Consider the following 20053-nt stretch of genomic DNA (forward strand, 5'->3'; position numbering starts at 1 on the left):
GCGGGGGAGAAAATTATCGAGGCAAAGCGGCTCGCACCGTGTCCAGCAGCGAGGCCTTGCCAGCGGCGTCCTGCCCCAATTCCCAGATCATGACACCGCCGTAGCCGCCACGGATGGCATGTTGGGTTTTGCGGCGAATCGTGGTGGCGCCATTGAAATGAAATCCACCGGCAACATCGGTATTGGGCTGCGGACTGAATTGCGCCACCAACTCACCGTAGGTGCGCGCTGTGTTTTGTGCGTTTCGACCGTAAAACGGCAGACCCAGCAGCAGCTTGGCCTTGGGTGCCCCTTGCGACTCCCAATAGCGTAGATCTTTCACGGCCCCGGCAAACGGCGCGTGAGGCGTGCCTTGGTCGTACGCCATCACGTGAATGCGATCGATGAACGGAAAAGTTTCGCGTTTCAAATGGTTCCCCCAACCGGCGGCAGCCACGGTGAGCCAAAGGCGGTGCGGCGCAAAGGCGCGTTTTAACTCGATCAATAGTGTTTGGTAATTGGCAATCTCGGCGGCTGTCTTGGGGTGCTCCCAATCCATGTCCGCGCCTTGAAGATTATGTTTGCGGACAAATGCCGTGAGTTGCCGGACAAACGTCGCCCGCGCCGTGGCGTTGGCCGTCATCGGCGCGAAGCCCGCGGATAATCCCCAACCGCCCACGCAGATGTGGACCCGCACTTTTTTGGCATGCGCGCGAGTTGTCAGTTTTTGAAGTGCCTCCGGTCGGGCGTTTTTTGTGTCCAGCGAACCATCCGCCTTGGGAGCGATGGAAAAGAAAATGATGTCGGTCAATTTTTCGACCGGCAGGGTATCGATCAGTCCCGCGCGATAATGGGGCAAATAACCCGTGACCGCCGGGGCCGACTCGACCGATTGCCAGCCGGCCAGCAACACAATCCAAGCCAGCAGAAACCGTTGCATCAGTCGCCGATAATTTTGACCAACAAACGCTTGCGGCGGCGGCCGTCGAATTCGCCGTAAAAAATCTGCTCCCACGGCCCGAAATGCAGCCGCCCTTTCGTGATGGCGACGACCACTTCGCGGCCCATCACCTGGCGTTTCATGTGGGCATCGGCGTTGTCCTCGCCGGTGTCGTTATGGCGATATTGCTCGATCGGCTCATGCGGCGCGAGCCCTTCGAGCCAGCGTTCGTAATCCGCATGCAGCCCGGATTCATCGTCATTGATAAACACACTCGCCGTGATGTGCATGGCGTTCACGAGGCACAACCCCTCCTGCACCCCGCTCTGCTGCACCAGCTCGGTCACCTGAGGTGTGATATTGATAAACGCCCGGCGTGTCGGGACATCAAACCACAGTTCCTCGGTGAGGTGCTTCATCAAACAGCAGCAGCGATGGCGTCGCCCATCTCGGTGGTGCCCACCTGACGAGCGTTGGGATCTTCGGCACTATAAATATCCCCGGTGCGCAAGCCGTTGGCGATCACGGTACCGACGGCTGCGTCAATGGCTGCCGCCGCGTCGTTCTCGGCAAAGCTATGGCGCAGCATCATGGCGGCCGACCGAATCTGCGCGATGGGGTTGGCCAGATCCTTGCCGGCAATATCCGGTGCCGTGCCCCCGGCCGGTTCGTAAAAGCCAAACGTGTGCTCGCCGCTGGTGGTGCCGAGGCTGGCGCTGGGCAGCATGCCAAGCGAGCCGGCCAAGGCGGCGGCTTCGTCACTGAGAATATCGCCAAACAAATTCTCGCACAGCACCACGTCAAACTGCGTGGGCCGCAGTAGAAACTGCATCGCGGCGTTGTCCACAAACATGTGCTCGAGGGTCACGTCCGGATACTCGGCGGCCACGCGCGTGACCACCTCGCGCCAAAGCACGCCGTTCTCCAGCACGTTCGCCTTGTCGATGCTCATCACGTGTTGGCGGCGAAGCTGCGCGCTTTGAAAGCCGACGTGCGCGATGCGCTCGATCTCGCTCGTGCTGTAAACCATCGTGTCCACCGCGCGCTGTTGGCCATCCTCCAACGTCTCGGTGTTTTTCGGCTGACCAAAATACATACCACCGGTCAGCTCGCGCACGACCAGTAAATCGATTCCATCTCCTTGCCGTTCGGCCTTTAACGGACACGCGTGCGCCAGCTCAGCCGGCAGCTTCACCGGGCGCAGGTTGGCAAACAGGCCAAACTCCTTGCGCAGAGCCAGCAAGGCCGCGCGCTCGGGGCGTTCTTCCTTCGGGATGGTCGGGTCACGATCCGGCAGGCCGACGGAGCCGAACAAGATGGAATCACTCTCGCGACACAGCGCGAGGGTGTCGTCGGGCAGCGCTTTGCCGGCGGCGTCAATGCCTGCCCAGCCGACCGGCGCCTCGGTGACATCCAGTTGAAATCCAAACTTTCCCTCGGCCGCGCGCAGCACCTTCAGCGCCTCGCGCACCACCTCCGGCCCAATGCCATCACCCGCCATTGCGGCGATTTTATAAATGCGTTCACTCATTTGAAATGCGAGCGCGCAGCTTAGGGGCCGTCCAGCGTGGGGTGAAGAAAAATGTGATCAACCGACGGCAAAAACATTTCGCAAAAACGCGTTGACCCGCCCCGCCTTGCGGGCCTACGTTCTCCCCGAACCCCTAACATTTAGGAAAACAGACTTATGAGTAAAATTGTTCCTCTTATTAGTTCCGGCACCAAAGGCCCGTTGGGCGTGCTTCATCTGCCGCGGTTGTGGCAAAAAGTAAGCCTCGAAGCGGCCGGTAAAATCGCGGACGGTTACCCCGGCATCGGTGGTGGCTACGACAGTATGGTGATCGCCGGCCTCGGCCTCGATGCCGAAGCGGTGCGCAGCTACATCACCAACGAGAAGCCGACGTACACGCAATTCGAAGCGTGGATATCGGCGCAGGACGGCGCGACGCTGGGCGGCGACGCCATCGGCGCGTTGAACGATTCCATCGCTGGCTATAACCACGATGCCGATACGAAGGCGGGCATCCTCGGTGCTTGCGGCCTTGACGCTGGCCCGGATGATGCGATCAACCTGAACAACCTCGACGACTGGCAGGAATTCCACGCCGCCGAGATTGCTGGTTAAATCGGAAAAACAGAATCACGACGGCGTCCGCAAGGGCGCCGTTTTTTTTGTGACACGGATATCACAGCTGTGAAATCCGTGTCTGAAAACTAAAGCACCTTCTTCAACGCCTTCCCCAGCCGAGCGATGCCTTCTTGGATGTTGGGGATGCTGCCGCTGCCGAAGCTGAGGCGCATTTCGCGGTTGGGTTTGCGGCGGGTGGGGTCGTCGGCGTAGCAGAGGTTGCCGGGGACGTAGATCATCTTTTGCTTGAGGGCGGCGGCGAAGAGTTTGCTTTTGAGATCGGTCTTCACGCGGGCGGGCATTCGAGCCCAGACGTAGAGGCCGCCGTTGGGCTCGGTCCATTCCACGCCTTCCGGCAAATGCTCGTGGCAGGCGCGGACCATTGCGGCGGCTTTTTTCGCATAACGTTTGCGCAGGGATTGCACGTGGGTTTCGTACGCGCCGGTGCTGAGCGCGCGCGAGATGAGTTGCTGCAAAAAGTTCGTGGTCCCGAAATCGTGATTGCCCTTCACGCGCAATGCCGCCGTGAGCAACGGCGCGGGAAGGAAGCCAAAGCCAACGCGCACGCCGGTGGCGTAGGGTTTGCTGTAGGTGCTGGTGTAAATGACACGGTCGCCGGTGCGATCCATTGTAAGCGCGCCGGGGGTGTCCTCACCGGCAAAACGCAGCTCTCGGTAGGCGGCGTCTTCCAGCAAATAAATCGGATGACCGGCAAATTTTTCGTAGCGGCGCAGCAGCTTGAGTGCGGCGGCTTTTTTGGCAGCGGCAGTGGTGGTGCCGGTGGGGTTGCAGTGATAGCTGACCAAATAGAGTGCCTTGAGGCGGGGTAGTTCGCCGGATTTTTTCAGCGCCTCCAGCGTGGCCTCGAGGTGGGCGAGGTTGATACCGTCCGCCTCCATCCGAATGCCGCGCCCGCGAATGCCGTGGCTTTGCATAATGCCTAGGTACACAAAATACGAAGGGTCTTCCACGAGCACAATGTCGCCTTCGTCAAAAAGAATTTCCGTGAGGATATACAGGAACTGCTGCGAGCCGTGGGTAATCATCATCCGACTCGGCGAGTATGCCTTGGCCTTGGGCGATTGGCCGTCCAACTGCGCGAGCCGCCGCGCCGTGAGGGTGCGCAGCGTTTCATCGCCGGCGGTGGTGCCGTACTGCAACGGCGGCTGGCCGGTTTTCCCTGAGCGCAGCATCTCCGCCATAATGTTGCGCGTGATCTCGACCGGCAGCGATGGATTATCCGTAAACCCCGCCGCCAACGAAATCAACCCCGGCCTCACCAGCGCCTCCCGCATCAGCCAAGTAATTGCCGGCTCCGCAGTGCGTCGCCCCAATTGTGATAACGCGCTCCCTTTCATTCGCGCAGAGAGAATGGGGGAAAGCGGATTTTTGAGCGAGGGAAAACCAAGACTTACTCGACGCCTTCGCTGTGGCGGCGTAGATTCGGGCGTGTCTGTTTTGCCATTGACGATTGCTGGCCGTGAGTTTTCCTCGCGCCTGATTTTGGGGACGGGGAAATTTGCGTCGCCGGAATTGATGCGGGCGGCGTTGGAGGCGAGCGGGGCGGAGATGGTGACCGTCGCGCTGCGGCGGGCAGACTTGAGCGGCGAGAATGATCCCTTCGCCAATATTCTGGAATTCATCGATCCCGAAAAATTTCTGCTGTTGCCCAATACTAGCGGCGCGATGAATGCCGAGGAGGCAGTGCGGCTGGCGCGCCTGGCGGCGGCGGCGGGTTTGCCCAAATGGGTGAAGCTGGAAATTCATCCGGACCCGCGCTACCTGCTGCCCGATCCCGTGGAAACGCTGGCGGCGGCGGAGCAGTTGGTGCGCGAAGGCTTCACGGTGTTGCCGTACATCAATGCCGACCCCGTCATCGCTAAGCGTTTGCAGGAAGTGGGCTGCTCGACGGTGATGCCGCTTGGTGCGCCCATCGGCAGCAATGGCGGCGTGCAAACGCGCGACCAAATCCGCATCATCATCGACCAAGCCACTGTGCCGGTTGTGGTCGATGCCGGCCTCGGCGCGCCCAGTCACGCGGCGGAAGCAATGGAACTGGGCGCGGACGCGGTGCTGGTGAACACCGCCATTGCCGTGAACGACGATCCTTGTCGAATGGCCAGCGCCTTTGCCAAAGCCACCGAAGCAGGCCGAATGGCCTACGAAATCGGCCTCGGTGAGACGAGCGAATCGGCCAATGCCACCAGTCCGTTGACCGGATTTTTGGAGCCAGAGAAATCTTGAAAATAATAAAAACCCAAACAGGGCACAGAGCGGGGTTGACCTTCGGCGGTGTTTTGACGATTTATCGGCAGGTCAGTTCGTGATTTTTTAAGTGCAATGAGTGTAACCGTAAAACGCGTGAAGGGCTTGCTGCGGGCGGCGACGAAGAGTCGGGTGCTGGTGGTGGGCGATGTGATGCTGGATCAGTTTCTCTGGGGGCGCGTGAAGCGTATCTCGCCGGAGGCGCCGGTGCCGGTGGTGGAGTTCCAAAGCGAATCGTATATGCCCGGCGGCGCGGCCAATGTGGCGCGCAACCTCACGGCGCTCGGCGCGGATGTGGGTTTGTTTGGCCTGGTGGGCAAAGATGACGGCGCGAAAATGCTCAAGCAATTGTTGAAGGAAGACAATGTGGACAGCAGCGGCTTGATTGCCTCCGCCTCGCGGATGACGACGCGCAAGACGCGCGTGATTGCGCATCAACAACAAATGCTGCGTGTGGATCGCGAAACGAATGATGCCGCCGAACCGCGTGTAACCAAGCGCTTGCTCGGCGCGATTGAAGCCGAGCTGGACACCACACACGCGGTGATCATTTGCGACTACAGCAAAGGCGCGGTGACGCAGGAACTGCTCGATGGCCTGCGCGAACGGTGCAAGCCACGCGGCATTTGGCTAAGCTTCGATCCCAAGCCCGCGCATCAGCTTAATCTTGCCGCGATGTCGCTCATCACGCCCAATCGTGGCGAGCTTTTCGCGCTGGCCGGTTTGCCCGATGAAGCCACCGAGGCCAGCCTCAATGCCGCGGTCGCCGCCGTGCAGGATGAATTTGAGCCCGCCATTATGCTCGTCACCCTCAGCGAACACGGGATGTTGCTTTGCCCGCGCGGCGAAAAGCCCACGCTCATCCCCACCGTGGCACAAGAAATTTACGATGTCTCCGGCGCAGGCGACACGGTCATCGCCAGCTTCACCCTCGCCATTGCCGCGGGCGCATCGCCCGCCGAGGCGGCAGTGTTCTCCAATCACGCTGCCGGCGTGGTAGTCGGCAAAATGGGCACGGCAGTGGTCACGCCAAGGGAATTGAGTGGGAGTTTTTATGTTTAACCTCCGCGCCACAAGCTCGATAGGCTAATGAAGCGCGCCGTTTTCCTCGATCGCGACGGCACGCTCAACATCGAGCGGCATTATCTCCACGACCCCAATCAACTGGAAATCATCCCCGGCACCGGCTCCGCGCTGCGGCGGTTGATGGACGCGGGTTTCGCACTTTTCATCGTCACCAACCAATCCGGCATAGGCCGCGGTTATTATCAAGAAGCGGATATGCACGCGGTGAATGAAAAAATGGCCAAGACGTTGGCTACCGATGGCGTGCGATTTGAGAAAATCTATTTTGCGCCTGAATCGCCGGAGGCCGAAAGCCTTGGCCGCAAGCCGAGCCCGAAATTTTTGCAGGACGCCGCTGCCGAATTCGACATCGACCTTGCCCAAAGCTACATGATCGGTGACAAAACCGCCGACCTCCAATGCGGCTGGAATGCCGGCGTCAAAAAGAGCATCCTCGTCCGCACCGGCTACGGCGCGGAACTGGAAATATCCGATCCCACCACCGTGGCCCCCGCCGCCATCGTGGACGACATCAGCGCGGCGGCAGATTGGATTTTGAACGACTAATGAAAACCATCGGCATCATTCCTGCGCGCTACGATTCCACGCGTTTTCCCGGCAAGCCGCTGCATTTGATTGCGGGCAAGCCGTTGATTCAGCACGTGGTGGAGCGTTGTCGTGAGGCGTCGGCGTTGGCGGATGTGATTGTGGCCACGGACGATGAGCGCATCGCGAAAGTGGCGGCCGAGTTTTGTGCGGTGGAGATGACGCGCGCCGATCATTCCACCGGCACCGATCGCATTGCGGAAGTAGCTGCGCGGTTGGATTGCGATGCGGTGGTGAATGTGCAGGGCGACGAACCGTTGATTAAGCCGGAGGTGATTGACGCGGTCGCAGGTGCGTTGAGTGATGCTGAGATGACTACTGCCGCCACGGTTGTGAACAACATTTCCGAGTTGGACGACCCAAATGCGGTGAAAGTCGTTGTCAGCGCCACCGGTCGCGCCCTATATTTTTCGCGCCGGACGATTCCGTTCCTGCGCGATTTGTCGGAGGAAAGCCCCAGCCATCAGTTGTCGGCCTTCCCGTTTTTGAAACACTTGGGCATTTACGGTTACCGATGCGAAACGTTGCAGCGACTGGTGAGTTTCACGCCCTCGGCGCTGGAGCAAGCCGAGCGGCTGGAGCAGCTTCGCGCGCTGGAAAACGACATTGCCATCGCCGTGTGCAAGGTGGATTATGACGCCATCGGTGTGGACGTGCCGGCGGATGTACAGCGGGTTGAGGCAATGTTGGCAGAACAGAACGAATGAAATTTATTTTTTTGACAGGTGGCGTGGTGAGTTCATTGGGCAAAGGGCTCACGGCCGCCTCCCTTGGCACGCTGCTTGAGAGCCGCGGCCTCAAGGTGGCGCTGCAGAAGTTTGATCCTTACCTCAACGTCGACCCCGGCACGATGAGCCCGTTCCAGCACGGCGAGGTTTACGTGCTCGATGACGGCGCGGAGACGGATCTCGATCTTGGCCATTACGAGCGGTTCACCAATTCGGAACTCACACAATTTAACAACCTCACCAGTGGGCGCGTGTACCAAACGGTTTTGGAAAAGGAACGGCGCGGCGATTATCTCGGCAAAACCGTTCAGGTGATTCCACACGTGACCGATGAAATCAAAAAACGCGTGCACGCCGTGGCCGATCAGAGCGGCGCGGATGTGATCATCACTGAGATCGGCGGCACCACCGGCGATATCGAAGGCCTGCCATTCCTCGAAGCCATTCGCGAATTTGCGCTGGAGAATGGTCGCGGCAACACGATTTTTGTGCACGTTACGTACGTGCCCTTCATCAAAGCCGCCGGAGAATTGAAGACCAAACCCACGCAGCAATCGGTCGCCAAGCTGCGTGAGATTGGTATTGCGCCGGACATCCTCGTGTGTCGTACCGAGAAGCCACTCAACGACGAACTGCGCCAAAAAATTTCGCTCTTCTGCAACGTGCCCGTCGAGGCGGTGATTGAAGAAATCGATGTGGACCATTCCATTTATGAAGTGCCGCTAATGCTCCAGCGCGAAAAGATGGACGAACTTGTGTGCGAGTATTTAGGCATTGAAACTCCACCTGCGGATATGAGCCGTTGGGAGGCGGTCATCGATCGCATCATTAAGCCGAAACACAAAGTCAAGATTGGCGTCATTGGCAAATACATCGATTTGCAGGACGCCTATAAAAGCGTTTACGAAGCCGTCACCCACGCCGGCGGTGCCAACGATTGCGCGGTGGAAATCGTGCGCGTCGATTCCGAGGACATTGAAAAAAACGGCGGGTTGTCGCACCTCGAAGGGCTCTCCGGCGTGCTCGTCCCCGGTGGCTTTGGTGAACGCGGCGTGGAAGGTAAAGTGCTCGCTGCCAAATATGCCCGCGAACATAACGTCCCTTACCTGGGTCTCTGCCTCGGAATGCAAACCGCTTGCATTGAATTTGCCCGTAACGCGTTGGGATTGGAAGACGCGCACTCTGCGGAGTTCGATCCCGAAACGCCGCACCCCATCATCGCCCTGCTTGATGAGCAACAAAACGTCACTGCCATGGGCGGCACCATGCGCCTCGGCGCGCAGGCCTGCAAACTCACGCCCGAAAGCAAAGCCGCCGAACTTTACGGCACCGAAGACATCAGCGAACGCCACCGCCACCGCTACGAATTCAATAACGCTTATCGCGAACAATTTGAGGCCAAAGATTTCGCCTTCAGTGGCACCTCGCCCGACGGCAATCTCGTTGAACTCGTTGAGCTAAAGAACCACCCCTATTTCATCGCCACGCAGGCCCACCCCGAGTTCCGCAGCAAACCCGTCCAAGCCCACCCCCTCTTCGCCGGCTTCATCAAAGCCGCCCACGAACACGCCAACGGGCAGTAACGGCATCCCGAATTGGAGGTTAACGATGCGGACTCGCAAGCTCGTCCCTCCGGAAAACAACACCTCAATGGAGGGGCGAGCCTGCGAGTCCGCCCATCTGCTATGACCTATCAAGAAGCCATTGATTGGCTGTACGAGCTACGGTTGCTCGGCTCCAAGCTCGGCTTGGAAAACCCACGCCAACTCGCCGCACACGCAGGCAATCCGCACGAGCAGTTGCGCATCATCCACGTTGCCGGCACCAACGGCAAAGGCTCCGTGTGCGCGATGCTCGAAAGCATTTATCACACCGCCGGATACAAAACCGGCCTGTTCACTTCGCCGCATCTCGTCAGCTTTCGCGAACGCATTCAGGTAAACCGCGAACCTATCGCCGAAGCAGAAGTCGTGCGCCTCACCGAATGCATTCAGGCATTGCTCCGCCACTTCCCCGCCGGCCAACCGCCCACTTTTTTTGAAGTCATCACCGTAATGGCCCTCGAACATTTCGCGCGCGAGCAGTGCGACGTCGTCCTGCTCGAAACCGGCCTCGGCGGAAGGCTCGACGCCACCAACATCGTCACCCCCATCGCCACCGTCATCACCCCCATCGCGCTGGATCACCAACAATACCTTGGCGAAACTCTCGCCCAAATTGCCGCCGAAAAAGCCGGCATTCTCAAAAAAGGAATCCCCGCCCTCAGCGCGCCCCAACCACCCGAAGCGCGCGACGTGCTCAAGCAAACAGGCCCCATCACATTTGTGGACACCGAACACCCCACCGCCCTCGCCGGACAACATCAACGCCAAAACGCCGCCCTCGCCGCCGCCACCATCGAGGCAGTTCAAAATACGTTGACGGTAAAAACTGATTCCATCAAAACCGCCCTCGGCAACGTCCATTGGCCTGCTCGCGGGCAAGTGTTTGAACGCGCCGGATGCAAGCTGTTGCTTGATGCCGTCCACAACCCCGCCGGCGCCGAGGCATTGCGCGGCGTCTTGGCCGAGCTGCATTCGGGGCAGCGGCCCACGCTGATGCTCGGCGTGTTGGCCGATAAAAATTGGGAACGGATGGTCGGCATTCTTGCGCCGCTCGCGGGGCGCATTGTTTGTGTTCCCGTCAGCAGTGAACGGACTTTGCCGCCGGATGAATTGGCTGAAGCGTGTCGCCAACAAAACGATTGCGAGGTCATCATCGCCGAATCATTGGAAAATGGATTAAGCGCTGTGGGGAAAGACGACTTCGTCGTCATCACCGGCTCCATTTATTTGCTGGGCGAGGCAATGAATTTGCTGGGCCTCGCGGTGGCGGGGGAGGAGAAAGATTTAAACGAATGGAAAATGTTGCAGCCATAACATTTGATATCGGCGGCACGCTCATCGAACCGTGGCCTTCGGTGGGGCACGCCTACGCTGAAGTGGCCGTGCGTTACGGTGTGGATGCCGCGCCGGAAGAAATTACCCAACGCTTCGTCGAGGCGTGGCGCCATCGCGGGGATTTTGAATACACGAAAATCGGTTGGGCCGCGTTGGTGGATGAAACGTTTGCCGGCCTCACGACCACGTTGCCGAGCCAAAGTTTTTTTGATGAGTTGTATCACGACTTCGGCACGCCCAAGCCGTGGCGTATTTTCGATGACGTACTACCGACGATTGCCGCATTGCACGAACACGGCACGCGGCTGGCGGTGATTTCAAATTGGGACGATCGCTTGAGTCCATTGCTGGAATCACTGGAGCTTGCGAACGAGTTTGAAGCCATTCTAGTTTCCGCCGAGGTGGGGCACCCGAAGCCCGCGCTGGAAATTTTCCAAGCCGCCGCCGAGGCATTGCAGCTTCCGCCGGCGGAAATTCTCCACGTTGGCGACAGTGAAATCGAAGATCACCACGGCGCGCAAGCCGCCGGATTCCAGTCCCGCTGGCTCTGCCGAGGCAGCGCCGAACCCATCGGAAATAGCATCACTTCACTGGCCGACCTGCTACAATAAGCGCCAAAAAGGCGCAGTCACAATTGTGCCAAAATATCCCTAATTCACACGTTATTAACATGGCTGGAAACGTGATAATTGTGTTTTTAAAGGGTTATTTTGAGTTTTTCAGTTTTCGGGCGGCTGGCACGGTTCTTGTTGTTAACAGGTGAAAGAATGATTTTTAAGGGTCGCGAAAATCAATTGGCGGGATTTTCGGCTTTTTTTAACACCGCCTGAAAGGAATGAAAATGAACACATTGAGCATCTGGAATCCCATTCACGAGATGGACGAGCTGTTTCACGGTCGACTGGCATCTGCGCTGGGAGCCGGCGGGGCGCAATCGTGGTCGCCGGTAGTGGACGTTGAGGAATCTGCCGGATCGTACACGATCCGCGCTGAGCTGCCGGGTTTGAGCAAAGAGAAGGTGAACGTCACAGTGGAGAACGGTGTGCTGACCCTATCGGGTGCGCGCGATTTGGAACGCAAAGTGGAAACCAAAACGTTTCATCGGGTGGAGCGTTCGCACGGCTCCTTCAGCCGTAGCTTTGCGCTGCCGGAAGATGTGGACGCCGAAAACGTGGCGGCCAGTTTCAAGGATGGCCTGCTGGAAATCAAAATCGCCAAGCGCGAAGAGGCGTTGGCGAAGTCGATCGAAGTGCGCGTGGAATAGTGCGTAGCGCATCATTCATCAACCGCCGAAGAGCATTGGCCCTTCGGCGGTTTTTGTTTTCTGCAATTCCATTGACGGCGGGGGGTGGGTGTACGATACCTTTGCGCAGCGGATGGATTACATCACGGGCATTTTCAAAACGTCGCTGGGGCGTAAGTATCTTATGGCCATCACGGGCGCGGGCCTGTTTGGGTTTATCATCGCGCATTTGCTGGGCAATCTGCTGATGTTCGCGGGACCGGCGGCGATCAATGAGTACGCTGCGAAGCTGCACGCGCTGGGGCCGTTGCTGTGGGTGGCGCGGATTGGGTTGCTTGGAATGGTGGGGCTGCATATTTGGTCGGCCATTCAATTGACTTCGGAAAATCGCGAGGCGCGCGGGGTGCAGTACGAAAGCGAAGTGGAGCCGGTGGACGCGCATCGGCGTGATGATATCGTGGCCAAGTTTGCCGCGCGCACGATGATTTTTAGCGGGCTGATTATTGCGGCATTCGCGTTTTATCATCTGGCGCATTACACGTGGAAGGTGCCGCAGATCAACGGTGCGGGCGCGGATTTCGAGACGTTTTATGTGGCGGACGATTTGGAGACTCAAACTGAAGGGCAAGAGGGCAAGGATCCGGTGGACGTTTATCGGATGGTGGTCACCGGTTTCAAAGTGCCGTGGGTGACAGGTTTTTATGTGGTGGCGATTGGGTTGCTGTGTCTGCATCTCAGCCACGGGCTCAGTGCGATGTTTCAGTCTCTGGGATTGAAGAACAAAAATTACGGCAAGTGGATCGACTGCGGCGCGAAGGCGGCGTCGGCTTTGATTTTTCTTGGATACATTTCCATCCCTGTGAGCGTGCTCGCGGGCTTTATTAAATAGGATGAATCTCGACGCCAACATTCCGTCAGGACCGATGGCCCAGAAATGGGATAAGCATCAGTTTGACTTGAAGCTGGTGAACCCCGCGAACAAGCGGAAGTACGAGGTCATCGTTGTGGGTAGCGGACTGGCGGGCGCATCAGCTGCGGCCACCTTGGCGGAGCTGGGCTATAACGTGAAGTGTTTTTGTTTTCAGGATAGCCCGCGTCGCGCGCATTCCATCGCCGCGCAGGGCGGCATCAATGCGGCCAAGAATTATCAGAACGATGGCGACAGCGTACACCGCTTGTTTTACGACACGGTGAAGGGCGGCGATTATCGCTCGCGCGAGGCCAACGTCCATCGCCTCGCGCAGGTGAGCGTGAATATTATCGATCAATGCGCGGCGCAAGGCGTGCCCTTCGCGCGCGAGTACGGTGGGTTGTTGGCCAATCGTTCCTTCGGTGGCGCGCAGGTGAGCCGCACTTTTTATGCCCGCGGGCAAACGGGGCAGCAGTTGCTGCTCGGCGCGTACTCCTCGTTGAGCCGGCAAATCGGCCTCGGCAAAGTGCAGATGTTTCCGCGCACGGAGATGCTTGATGTGGTGTTGGTGGATGGGCACGCGAAGGGCATTGTGGTGCGCGATTTGGTGACCGGAGAAATCAGCCGTCACTCCGCGCACGCGGTGGTGCTGGCCACCGGCGGTTATGGCAACGCGTTTTTTCTTTCCACCAATGCGATGGGCTGCAATGTCACGGCGGCGTTCCGCGCGTACAAACACGGCGCGGCGTTTGCCAATCCCTGTTACACGCAGATTCATCCCACTTGCATTCCGGTAAGCGGCGAGCATCAGAGCAAACTGACGCTAATGAGCGAATCGCTCCGGAACGATGGCCGCGTGTGGGTGCCGAAAAGTCAGGCGGTTGCGGATCAAATTCGCAACGGTGAATTGAAGGCGCGCGATGTGGCGGATGTCGATCGCGATTATTATCTCGAACGTAAGTATCCCAGTTTCGGCAATCTTGTGCCGCGCGATGTGGCCTCACGCAATGCGAAGGAAGCCTGCGATGACGGCCGCGGAGTGGTGAGTTCGGGACTGGGCGTGTATTTGGATTTTGAGGATGCTATCGGCCGCTTGGGCGAGCCTGCTGTGCGTGAGCGGTACGGAAATCTTTTCGATATGTACGAGAAGATTACCGGCAGCAACGCGTACCAAAATCCGATGACCATTTATCCCGCTGTGCATTACACGATGGGTGGGCTTTGGGTGGATTATAATTTAATGAGCAACGTCCCCGGCTTGTACGTGGTGGGTGAGGCGAATTTCTCCGATCACGGCGCCAATCGCCTGGGCGCCAGCGCGTTGATGCAGGGCTTGGCGGACGGTTATTTTGTGCTGCCGTACACCATCGGCCAATATCTCGCCGAAGTGGGCCCGGACGATCGGCCGAACACGGAGAGCAGTGAGTTTGCCGGTGCGGAAGAAAAAGTGCGTGGGCAAATTAATCAAATGTTGTCCATTAAAGGCAAACGCACGCCGACCTCATTTCATCGCGAGCTCGGCCAAATTATGTGGGACAAGTGCGGGATGGCGCGCAACAAAGCGGGGCTGGAAGAGGCCATCAAAAAAATCCCCGAACTGCGTGCGGAATTTTGGGAAAATCTCAATGTGCCCGGCGAACATGGTTCGCTCAATCAAAGCCTTGAGCACGCCGGGCGTGTGGCGGATTTTCTGGAGTTTGGCGAATTGATGTGTCGCGACGCGCTGCAACGCGAGGAATCCTGCGGCGGCCATTTCCGCGAAGAACACCAAACTCCAGAAGGCGAAGCCAAGCGCGACGATGAAAATTTCTCCTTCGTTGGCGCGTGGGAATACAAGGGAGCCGATCAAGCGCCTGAGCTTCACAAGGAGAATCTTGAATACGAAGAAGTGAAGATGACGCAACGGAGTTACAAGTGATGAATCTCACCTTAAAAGTTTGGCGCCAAGACAACGCGGACGATCACGGCCGGTTCGAAGAATACGAAGCGCGCGACATCAGTCCCGATATGTCGTTTTTGGAAATGCTCGATGTGGTCAACGAAGGGCTCATTGGAACCGGCAAAGAACCGATCGCCTTTGATTCTGATTGCCGCGAAGGCATTTGCGGCACGTGCTCGATGGTCATCAATGGCACGGCGCACGGCGGGCAGAAAGGCACCACGGCGTGTCAGTTGCACATGCGGCATTTTAGCGATGGCATGACGATCACCATTGAGCCTTGGCGCGCCACGGCGTTTCCGGTGCATCGTGATTTGGTGGTGGACCGCACGGCGTTCGATCGCATTCAGCAAAAGGGCGGCTTCATCAGTGTGCGCACCGGCAGCGTGCCCGATGCCAATGCCATTCCCGTGCCCAAGGACGAATCCGACCTCGCGATGGATGCTGCACAATGCATCGGCTGCGGCGCGTGCGTGGCGGCCTGCAAAAACGCCAGCGCGATGCTCTTTGTCGCCGCGAAGATTTCCCACCTCAGCCTTGTGCCGCAAGGCCAACCTGAGCGCGAACGCCGCGCACTGGCAATGGTGAAGCAAATGGACGACGAAGGCTTTGGCAATTGCACCGTCACCGGCTCGTGCGAAGCGGTGTGTCCCAAGGAGATTTCCCTCGATTTCATCGCCCGCATGAACCGCGAATACGGCCGCGCCTTGATCAAAAAAGGCACGATTTAAACCGCGCTTTCCCTTGCCAATTCCGCCGAGTGGCGTAGCCTTTTGTTTTCCGCAACTGGCTTATGAAAAAACATTTATCCCGTCGTCAATTCGTTGGCACCACTGCAGCCTCGGCGGCTGCGGCAGTCGCCTTTCCCTCCATCCTTCGCGCGCAGGATTCGCAAAAGAAAATTACTATGGGCGTCATTGGGCTCAGTCGCGGGATGGGGCATGTGTTGAAATATATTGAGGCATCGAACTGCGAGGTGGGGTATTTGTGCGATGTGGATTCGCGGCGCATCGCCAGTGGGATGAATCGGGCGAAGGGGCCGTTGGCGAAAGTGCCGCAAACGAAAGCGCCGCAGGGCATCGATGATTTCCGCCGTATTCTGGATGACAAATCGATTGATGCCGTGTCCATTGCCGCGCCGAATTTTTGGCATACCCCAATGGCGATTCTCGCGATGGAAGCAGGCAAACACGTGTACGTGGAAAAACCCGGCAGCCAGAACAGTCGCGAGGCGGAGTTGATTGTGGCCGCATCGCGCAAATACAAAAAGAAAGTGCAGATGGGCAACCAACGCCGCAGCCAGCCGGGCATCATCGAGGGAATTGAGCGCGTAAAGGCCGGTGAGATTGGCAAGCCGCTGTACGCGCGCTGCTATTATAACGGCTCACGCGGCAGCATCGGCAAAGGGAAGTTGGTGGACGTGCCGGCGTGGCTCGGCAAAAAAGGCTGGGAACGCTGGCAGGGCCCGTGCCCCGAACGGCCGTACAAGGATAACCTCGTGCATTATAATTGGCATTGGCACTGGTACTACGGCGGCGGCGAAATGCAAAACAACGGCCCGCACTTTTTGGACGTGGCGCGTTGGGGGTTGGAGGTGGATTACCCGAAGCGTGTCACCATGAGTGGGGGGCGGTATCATTTTGATGACGACCAGGAAACGCCCGACACCGCGTACGCCGTTTACGATTTCGGCGATGTGGGCATCAGTTGGGATCAAAGCAGCTGCCACCGTCGCAAGCCCGAGCCGCATTCGTTCGTGACATTTTATGGCGACACCGGCCAACTGGAAATCCACGGCGCCGGCTACAAACAATTCGACAAAGCCGGCAAAGAAGTAAAGGCCAACCCCGGCAAATGGGATGACGGCTTTCACTTCGGCAATTTTCTTAACGGCATCCGCACCGACGAACCTTTGAACTCAGAAATCGCCGACGCCCAAATCAGCACCCGCCTAACCCACCTCGGCAACATCGCTCAGCGTGCCGGTGGGGCGATTGATGTTGATCCCAAATCCGGCAAGATTGTTGGCAACGAAGCGGCAGTGGAACAATATTGGTCGCGCGAATATCGCAAGGGCTGGGAGCCGAAAGTGTAAGCCGCCGGATGGACCTGTTCAAGCCGTACCGGCAAATCGAAGCCTCCGATGAATTCGTGGTCTACGAATTCCGTACGGGCTTCGTGTATCTGTTGTACGCGATTCTCCTGATTATCGGCGCGGGCTACCTTTTCCACCTAAACGTGGTGAGCTACGCGGGCGTGGGCTTGATGTTATTGTACCTGTGTTTGGTTTCAACACAGTACCGGAGTCTTTCGAAAAGAATCAGCCAAGCGGCGGCTGAAGCTACAGTGGAATTTTCCGGCAGCAAATGGTCATTCGCCAACCCGCTCAAAGTGAAGATTCCAAGTAAGTTTGAGAAGGGTTCTTAAGGTACTAATTTCACGGATGCACACAGATTCATTGATTTGTGAAGATCGGCGAAATCCGTGTCGAGTCAACTCACAGCATCCGCGCACCTCGTGCAGCATTCAGGGTGGGTATTGTGTTGGCCGACGGTTTCTTCCCAGCGCCAGCAGCGGGTGCATTTTGTGCCTTTGGCTTTGGTGACAATGTAAGTGGCGGTTTCGGCGGATTTATCTTCGATGAGTTCGAGTTGGGAAATGTTGATGAGTTCGCGCAGGGGCTCAGCGTGGGCTTGGGCGGTGGCGAGATCGGGGGCGGTGAGGGTGACGCGGGCTTCGAGGGCTTTTCCGATTTGTTTTTCCTGGCGGGCTTTTTCTAATTCGGCGAGGGCAGGTTCGCGGTGGGCGAAAAGGGTTTGCCACACAGTTTTTTCCTCGGCGGGCAATTCAAATTGTTCAGCGGGCCAATCGGCGAGGTGAATGGAGTCGGTGTTTTCGCCCGGGAGAAATTCCCACGCTTCTTCGGCGGTAAAAACGCAGATGGGCGCGAGCATTCGGGTGAGACCGGAGGCGAGGCGGTGCAGGGTGGTTTGCGCGGCGCGGCGGCTGGGGGCATTGGCGGCGTCGGCGTAGAGGCGGTCTTTGATGCAGTCGTGATAAATTGCGGAGAGCTCCACGGATGCAAACTGGCTGATGCGCTGGTAAACGACGTGGTACTCGAAGCGCTCGTAAGCGGCGGTGACGTCTTGTTGCATCCTGCTGAATTGATCGAGCATCCAGCGGTCGAGACCGGTGAGGTTGGCATCGGGCACGGTGTGTTGCGCGGGGTCGAAATCGTAAAGATTGCTGAGCTGATAGCGTAGGGCGTTGCGGAGGTTGCGATAGGTCTCGGCAACTTTTTTGATGCGCTCGGTGCTGACGGTGATGTCATTTCGGAAATCCTGTGAGGCGATCCACAGCCGCACAATGTCCGCGCCGTACTCGCCGATATACGCCTCGCTGGTTTGCGGTTTGGTGTTTGCACCTTGATTGCTCTTGGCAATTTTCGCGCGGTCGGCATCGACCATAAAACCGTGGGTGAGGACGGTTTTGTAGGGCGGCGCGCCGTTGCCGGCGAGGGAGAGCAGCAACGAGGACTGGAACCAACCGCGATGTTGGTCGCTGCCTTCGAGGTAAATGTCGGCAGCGCCGTCGCACGCAAGTTCGTTGCGCTGCATCAGAACGGCGCGGGAACTGGAGCCAGAATCGATCCAGACGTCGAGGGTGTCAGTGGATTTTTTGTTCGGCGCATCACCGGTCCAATCGTCGGGGCAAACGTCGGCCCAGAGTTCGTCGGTGTCACGCTCGAACCACACGTTGGAGCCGTGTTGCTCGATAAGGTCGGCGGTGTTGCGGACGATGCGGGCGTCGAGCAGCGGTTCGCCGTCGGCATTGTAAAAGGCTGGGATGGGCACGCCCCACGTGCGCTGGCGGCTGATGCACCAGTCGGGGCGCGATTCGACGGCGCCGCGAATGCGGGCCTTGCCCCAGTCGGGCACCCACTGCACCTCGTCGATGGCGGCCAGCGCGGTTTGCCGGAAGCCCTCGTGGTCGACGTTGATGAACCACTGGTCCATGCCGCGAAAGATGACGGGCGTTTTGCTGCGCCAACAGTGCGGGTAGCTGTGTGTGTAATTTTTCTGATGCACGAGCGCGGCTTGTTCGCGCAGCAATTCGAGTACCGCCTCGTTGGCTTCGCTTTTGCCGTTCTTTTCGAGAATGGCTTTGCCGAGCAAGTCGGCGGGCATTTGGTCGGCCACGGGCAAGTCGTCGGTGTGGGCGAATTTTCCGTCGTCGTCGACGGGGCAATAAATGGGGAGGCCGTTCGCGCAGCCGAGGTGATAATCGTCCATGCCGTGTCCGGGGGCGACGTGGACGAAACCGGTGCCGGTGGTGTTCTCGACAAAGTTGTCACCGGCAAAAAGCTTGGCGGATTTGTCGATGAATGGATGGCGATATTCCAGCGCGCCGACGGCATCGCCATTGAGCGATTCGATTTCCTCAAAACTATCCCAGCCGCACGTTTTGGCAACAGTCGGCAGCAGCGTGCTCTCGACAATGTACTGCTCGCCATTGACGCGCACTTTTTTATACGTGAACCGCGAGTTATATGCTACGGCGAGATTGGCGGGCAGCGTCCACGGGGTGGTGGTCCAAATAATGAGGTGTGTGTCGTCCGCGCCACTGACCGGAAATTTCACAAACACACTTTGGCTGACGTGGTCGGCGTATTCCACCTCCGCCTCGGCGAGGGCGGTGCGACAGGGGATGCTCCAGTAGACTGGTTTTTTGCCGCGATAGACGAAGCCCTTTTCAGCGAGGTCGGCAAAAAGGCGCAGCTCTTCGGCTTCGTATTTTTTGTCGAGCGTGAGGTAGGGGTTCTCCCAATCGCCAAACACTCCGAGGCGCTTGAATTGTTCGCGTTGGATGTCGATGTACTTCTGGGCGTACGCCTCGCAGGCGGTGCGGATTTCGGCGGCGGTGGCGTCTTGGCGGTTTTCCTTGCGGAGATCCTGCATCACCTTGAATTCGATGGGCAATCCGTGGCAATCCCAGCCGGGCACGTACGGCACATTTTTGCCACGCATGGTTTGGAATTTTAGGATGAAATCCTTGAGCGTTTTGTTGAGGGCGGTGCCGATGTGCACGTCGCCATTGGCGAAGGGCGGGCCGTCGTGGAGGATGAATGATTCGGTGGCTTGGGCGTGGCGGGCGCGGATGCGGTCGTGGATGTTCTCCGCGTCCCATTGCTCGAGGCGTTCGGGCTCGCGTTGCACGAGGCCGGCTTTCATTGGAAAACCAGTCTTCGGCAAATTGAGTGTGTCTTTATAATTCATACCCAGCAAAGGGCGGGACGCTAACAATCGCACGC

The 20053-nt window shown here is 58.2% G+C and carries 19 protein-coding genes; 14 read left to right on the forward strand and 5 right to left on the reverse strand.

Translation table 11 applies throughout. The annotated features are described in order from the left end of the window. Window positions 1–13: 13 nt before the first annotated feature. From H8E27_03020 to leuB, 3 genes are read right to left on the reverse strand one after another with little or no spacing between them, the layout of a single operon-like run. Window positions 14–919 (reverse strand): hypothetical protein, encoded by a 906-nt coding sequence (locus H8E27_03020; GenBank protein ID MBC8324583.1) that lies wholly within the window; start codon window positions 917–919, stop codon window positions 14–16. Beyond that, the gene (locus tag H8E27_03025) at window positions 919–1338 is read right to left on the reverse strand and encodes a YjbQ family protein (GenBank protein MBC8324584.1); all 420 of its coding nucleotides are present in this window, start codon (window positions 1336–1338) and stop codon (window positions 919–921) included. Before H8E27_03025 ends, H8E27_03020 begins: the two co-directional genes overlap by 1 nt. Continuing rightward, window positions 1338–2450: a 3-isopropylmalate dehydrogenase gene (leuB, locus tag H8E27_03030; GenBank protein MBC8324585.1), complete on the reverse strand. Its 1113-nt coding sequence runs from the start codon at window positions 2448–2450 to the stop codon at window positions 1338–1340. The genes H8E27_03025 and leuB overlap by 1 nt, the downstream gene beginning before the upstream one ends. Window positions 2451–2606: 156 nt before the next feature. Here leuB and H8E27_03035 point away from each other — a divergent pair, with 156 nt between their 5' ends. Beyond that, on the forward strand, window positions 2607–3044 hold the full coding sequence (locus H8E27_03035) for a DUF5069 domain-containing protein (protein ID MBC8324586.1): 438 nt from the start codon (window positions 2607–2609) through the stop codon (window positions 3042–3044). An 89-nt stretch (window positions 3045–3133) separates the two neighbouring features. Here the strand turns inward: H8E27_03035 and H8E27_03040 are convergent, their stop codons facing one another. Next, window positions 3134–4342, reverse strand: a complete 1209-nt coding sequence (locus tag H8E27_03040) for a PLP-dependent aminotransferase family protein (protein ID MBC8324587.1) — start codon at window positions 4340–4342, stop codon at window positions 3134–3136. 76 nt (window positions 4343–4418) lie between these two features. Here H8E27_03040 and H8E27_03045 point away from each other — a divergent pair, with 76 nt between their 5' ends. The 13 genes from H8E27_03045 (at window position 4419) to H8E27_03105 (ending at window position 17169) form a co-directional block, all read left to right on the forward strand. Then, complete coding sequence (locus H8E27_03045; protein ID MBC8324588.1) at window positions 4419–5291, forward strand: thiazole synthase; 873 nt, start codon at window positions 4419–4421, stop codon at window positions 5289–5291. Between the two features lie 96 nt (window positions 5292–5387). Continuing rightward, the gene (gene rfaE1 / locus H8E27_03050; GenBank protein ID MBC8324589.1) at window positions 5388–6374 is read left to right on the forward strand and encodes a D-glycero-beta-D-manno-heptose-7-phosphate kinase; all 987 of its coding nucleotides are present in this window, start codon (window positions 5388–5390) and stop codon (window positions 6372–6374) included. 27 nt (window positions 6375–6401) lie between these two features. After that, window positions 6402–6944, forward strand: coding sequence for an HAD family hydrolase (locus tag H8E27_03055; protein ID MBC8324590.1), 543 nt, complete (start codon window positions 6402–6404; stop codon window positions 6942–6944). Next, window positions 6944–7690 (forward strand): 3-deoxy-manno-octulosonate cytidylyltransferase, encoded by a 747-nt coding sequence (gene kdsB / locus H8E27_03060; protein MBC8324591.1) that lies wholly within the window; start codon window positions 6944–6946, stop codon window positions 7688–7690. Before H8E27_03055 ends, kdsB begins: the two co-directional genes overlap by 1 nt. Next, window positions 7687–9294 carry a CTP synthase gene (locus H8E27_03065; GenBank protein ID MBC8324592.1) on the forward strand — a complete coding sequence of 536 codons (1608 nt, stop codon included), beginning with the start codon at window positions 7687–7689 and terminating at the stop codon, window positions 9292–9294. The genes kdsB and H8E27_03065 overlap by 4 nt, the downstream gene beginning before the upstream one ends. Window positions 9295–9396: 102 nt before the next feature. Then, on the forward strand, window positions 9397–10629 hold the full coding sequence (locus tag H8E27_03070) for a bifunctional folylpolyglutamate synthase/dihydrofolate synthase (GenBank protein MBC8324593.1): 1233 nt from the start codon (window positions 9397–9399) through the stop codon (window positions 10627–10629). Continuing rightward, entirely contained in the window at window positions 10608–11261 is a 654-nt protein-coding gene (locus H8E27_03075) for an HAD-IA family hydrolase (protein MBC8324594.1), read from the forward strand. The genes H8E27_03070 and H8E27_03075 overlap by 22 nt, the downstream gene beginning before the upstream one ends. Window positions 11262–11485: 224 nt before the next feature. Beyond that, on the forward strand, window positions 11486–11914 hold the full coding sequence (locus H8E27_03080; GenBank protein ID MBC8324595.1) for an Hsp20/alpha crystallin family protein: 429 nt from the start codon (window positions 11486–11488) through the stop codon (window positions 11912–11914). A 112-nt stretch (window positions 11915–12026) separates the two neighbouring features. After that, a complete protein-coding gene (locus tag H8E27_03085) occupies window positions 12027–12782 on the forward strand; it encodes a succinate dehydrogenase cytochrome b subunit (GenBank protein ID MBC8324596.1) in 756 nt (251 codons plus the stop codon). A 1-nt stretch (window position 12783) separates the two neighbouring features. Next, a complete protein-coding gene (locus H8E27_03090; protein ID MBC8324597.1) occupies window positions 12784–14721 on the forward strand; it encodes a fumarate reductase/succinate dehydrogenase flavoprotein subunit in 1938 nt (645 codons plus the stop codon). Next, window positions 14721–15473: a succinate dehydrogenase/fumarate reductase iron-sulfur subunit gene (locus tag H8E27_03095; protein MBC8324598.1), complete on the forward strand. Its 753-nt coding sequence runs from the start codon at window positions 14721–14723 to the stop codon at window positions 15471–15473. The genes H8E27_03090 and H8E27_03095 overlap by 1 nt, the downstream gene beginning before the upstream one ends. 62 nt (window positions 15474–15535) lie before the next feature. Next, on the forward strand, window positions 15536–16837 hold the full coding sequence (locus tag H8E27_03100) for a Gfo/Idh/MocA family oxidoreductase (GenBank protein MBC8324599.1): 1302 nt from the start codon (window positions 15536–15538) through the stop codon (window positions 16835–16837). Between the two features lie 8 nt (window positions 16838–16845). Beyond that, on the forward strand, window positions 16846–17169 hold the full coding sequence (locus tag H8E27_03105; GenBank protein MBC8324600.1) for a hypothetical protein: 324 nt from the start codon (window positions 16846–16848) through the stop codon (window positions 17167–17169). 65 nt (window positions 17170–17234) lie between these two features. On the opposite strand, the gene ileS is transcribed toward H8E27_03105, so the two are convergent. Then, on the reverse strand, window positions 17235–20024 hold the full coding sequence (gene ileS / locus H8E27_03110; GenBank protein ID MBC8324601.1) for an isoleucine--tRNA ligase: 2790 nt from the start codon (window positions 20022–20024) through the stop codon (window positions 17235–17237). Between the last annotated feature and the right edge of the window lie 29 nt (window positions 20025–20053).

It is taken from the genome of Limisphaerales bacterium (assembly GCA_014382585.1).
Classification (GTDB): Bacteria; Verrucomicrobiota; Verrucomicrobiia; order Limisphaerales; family UBA1100; genus JACNJL01.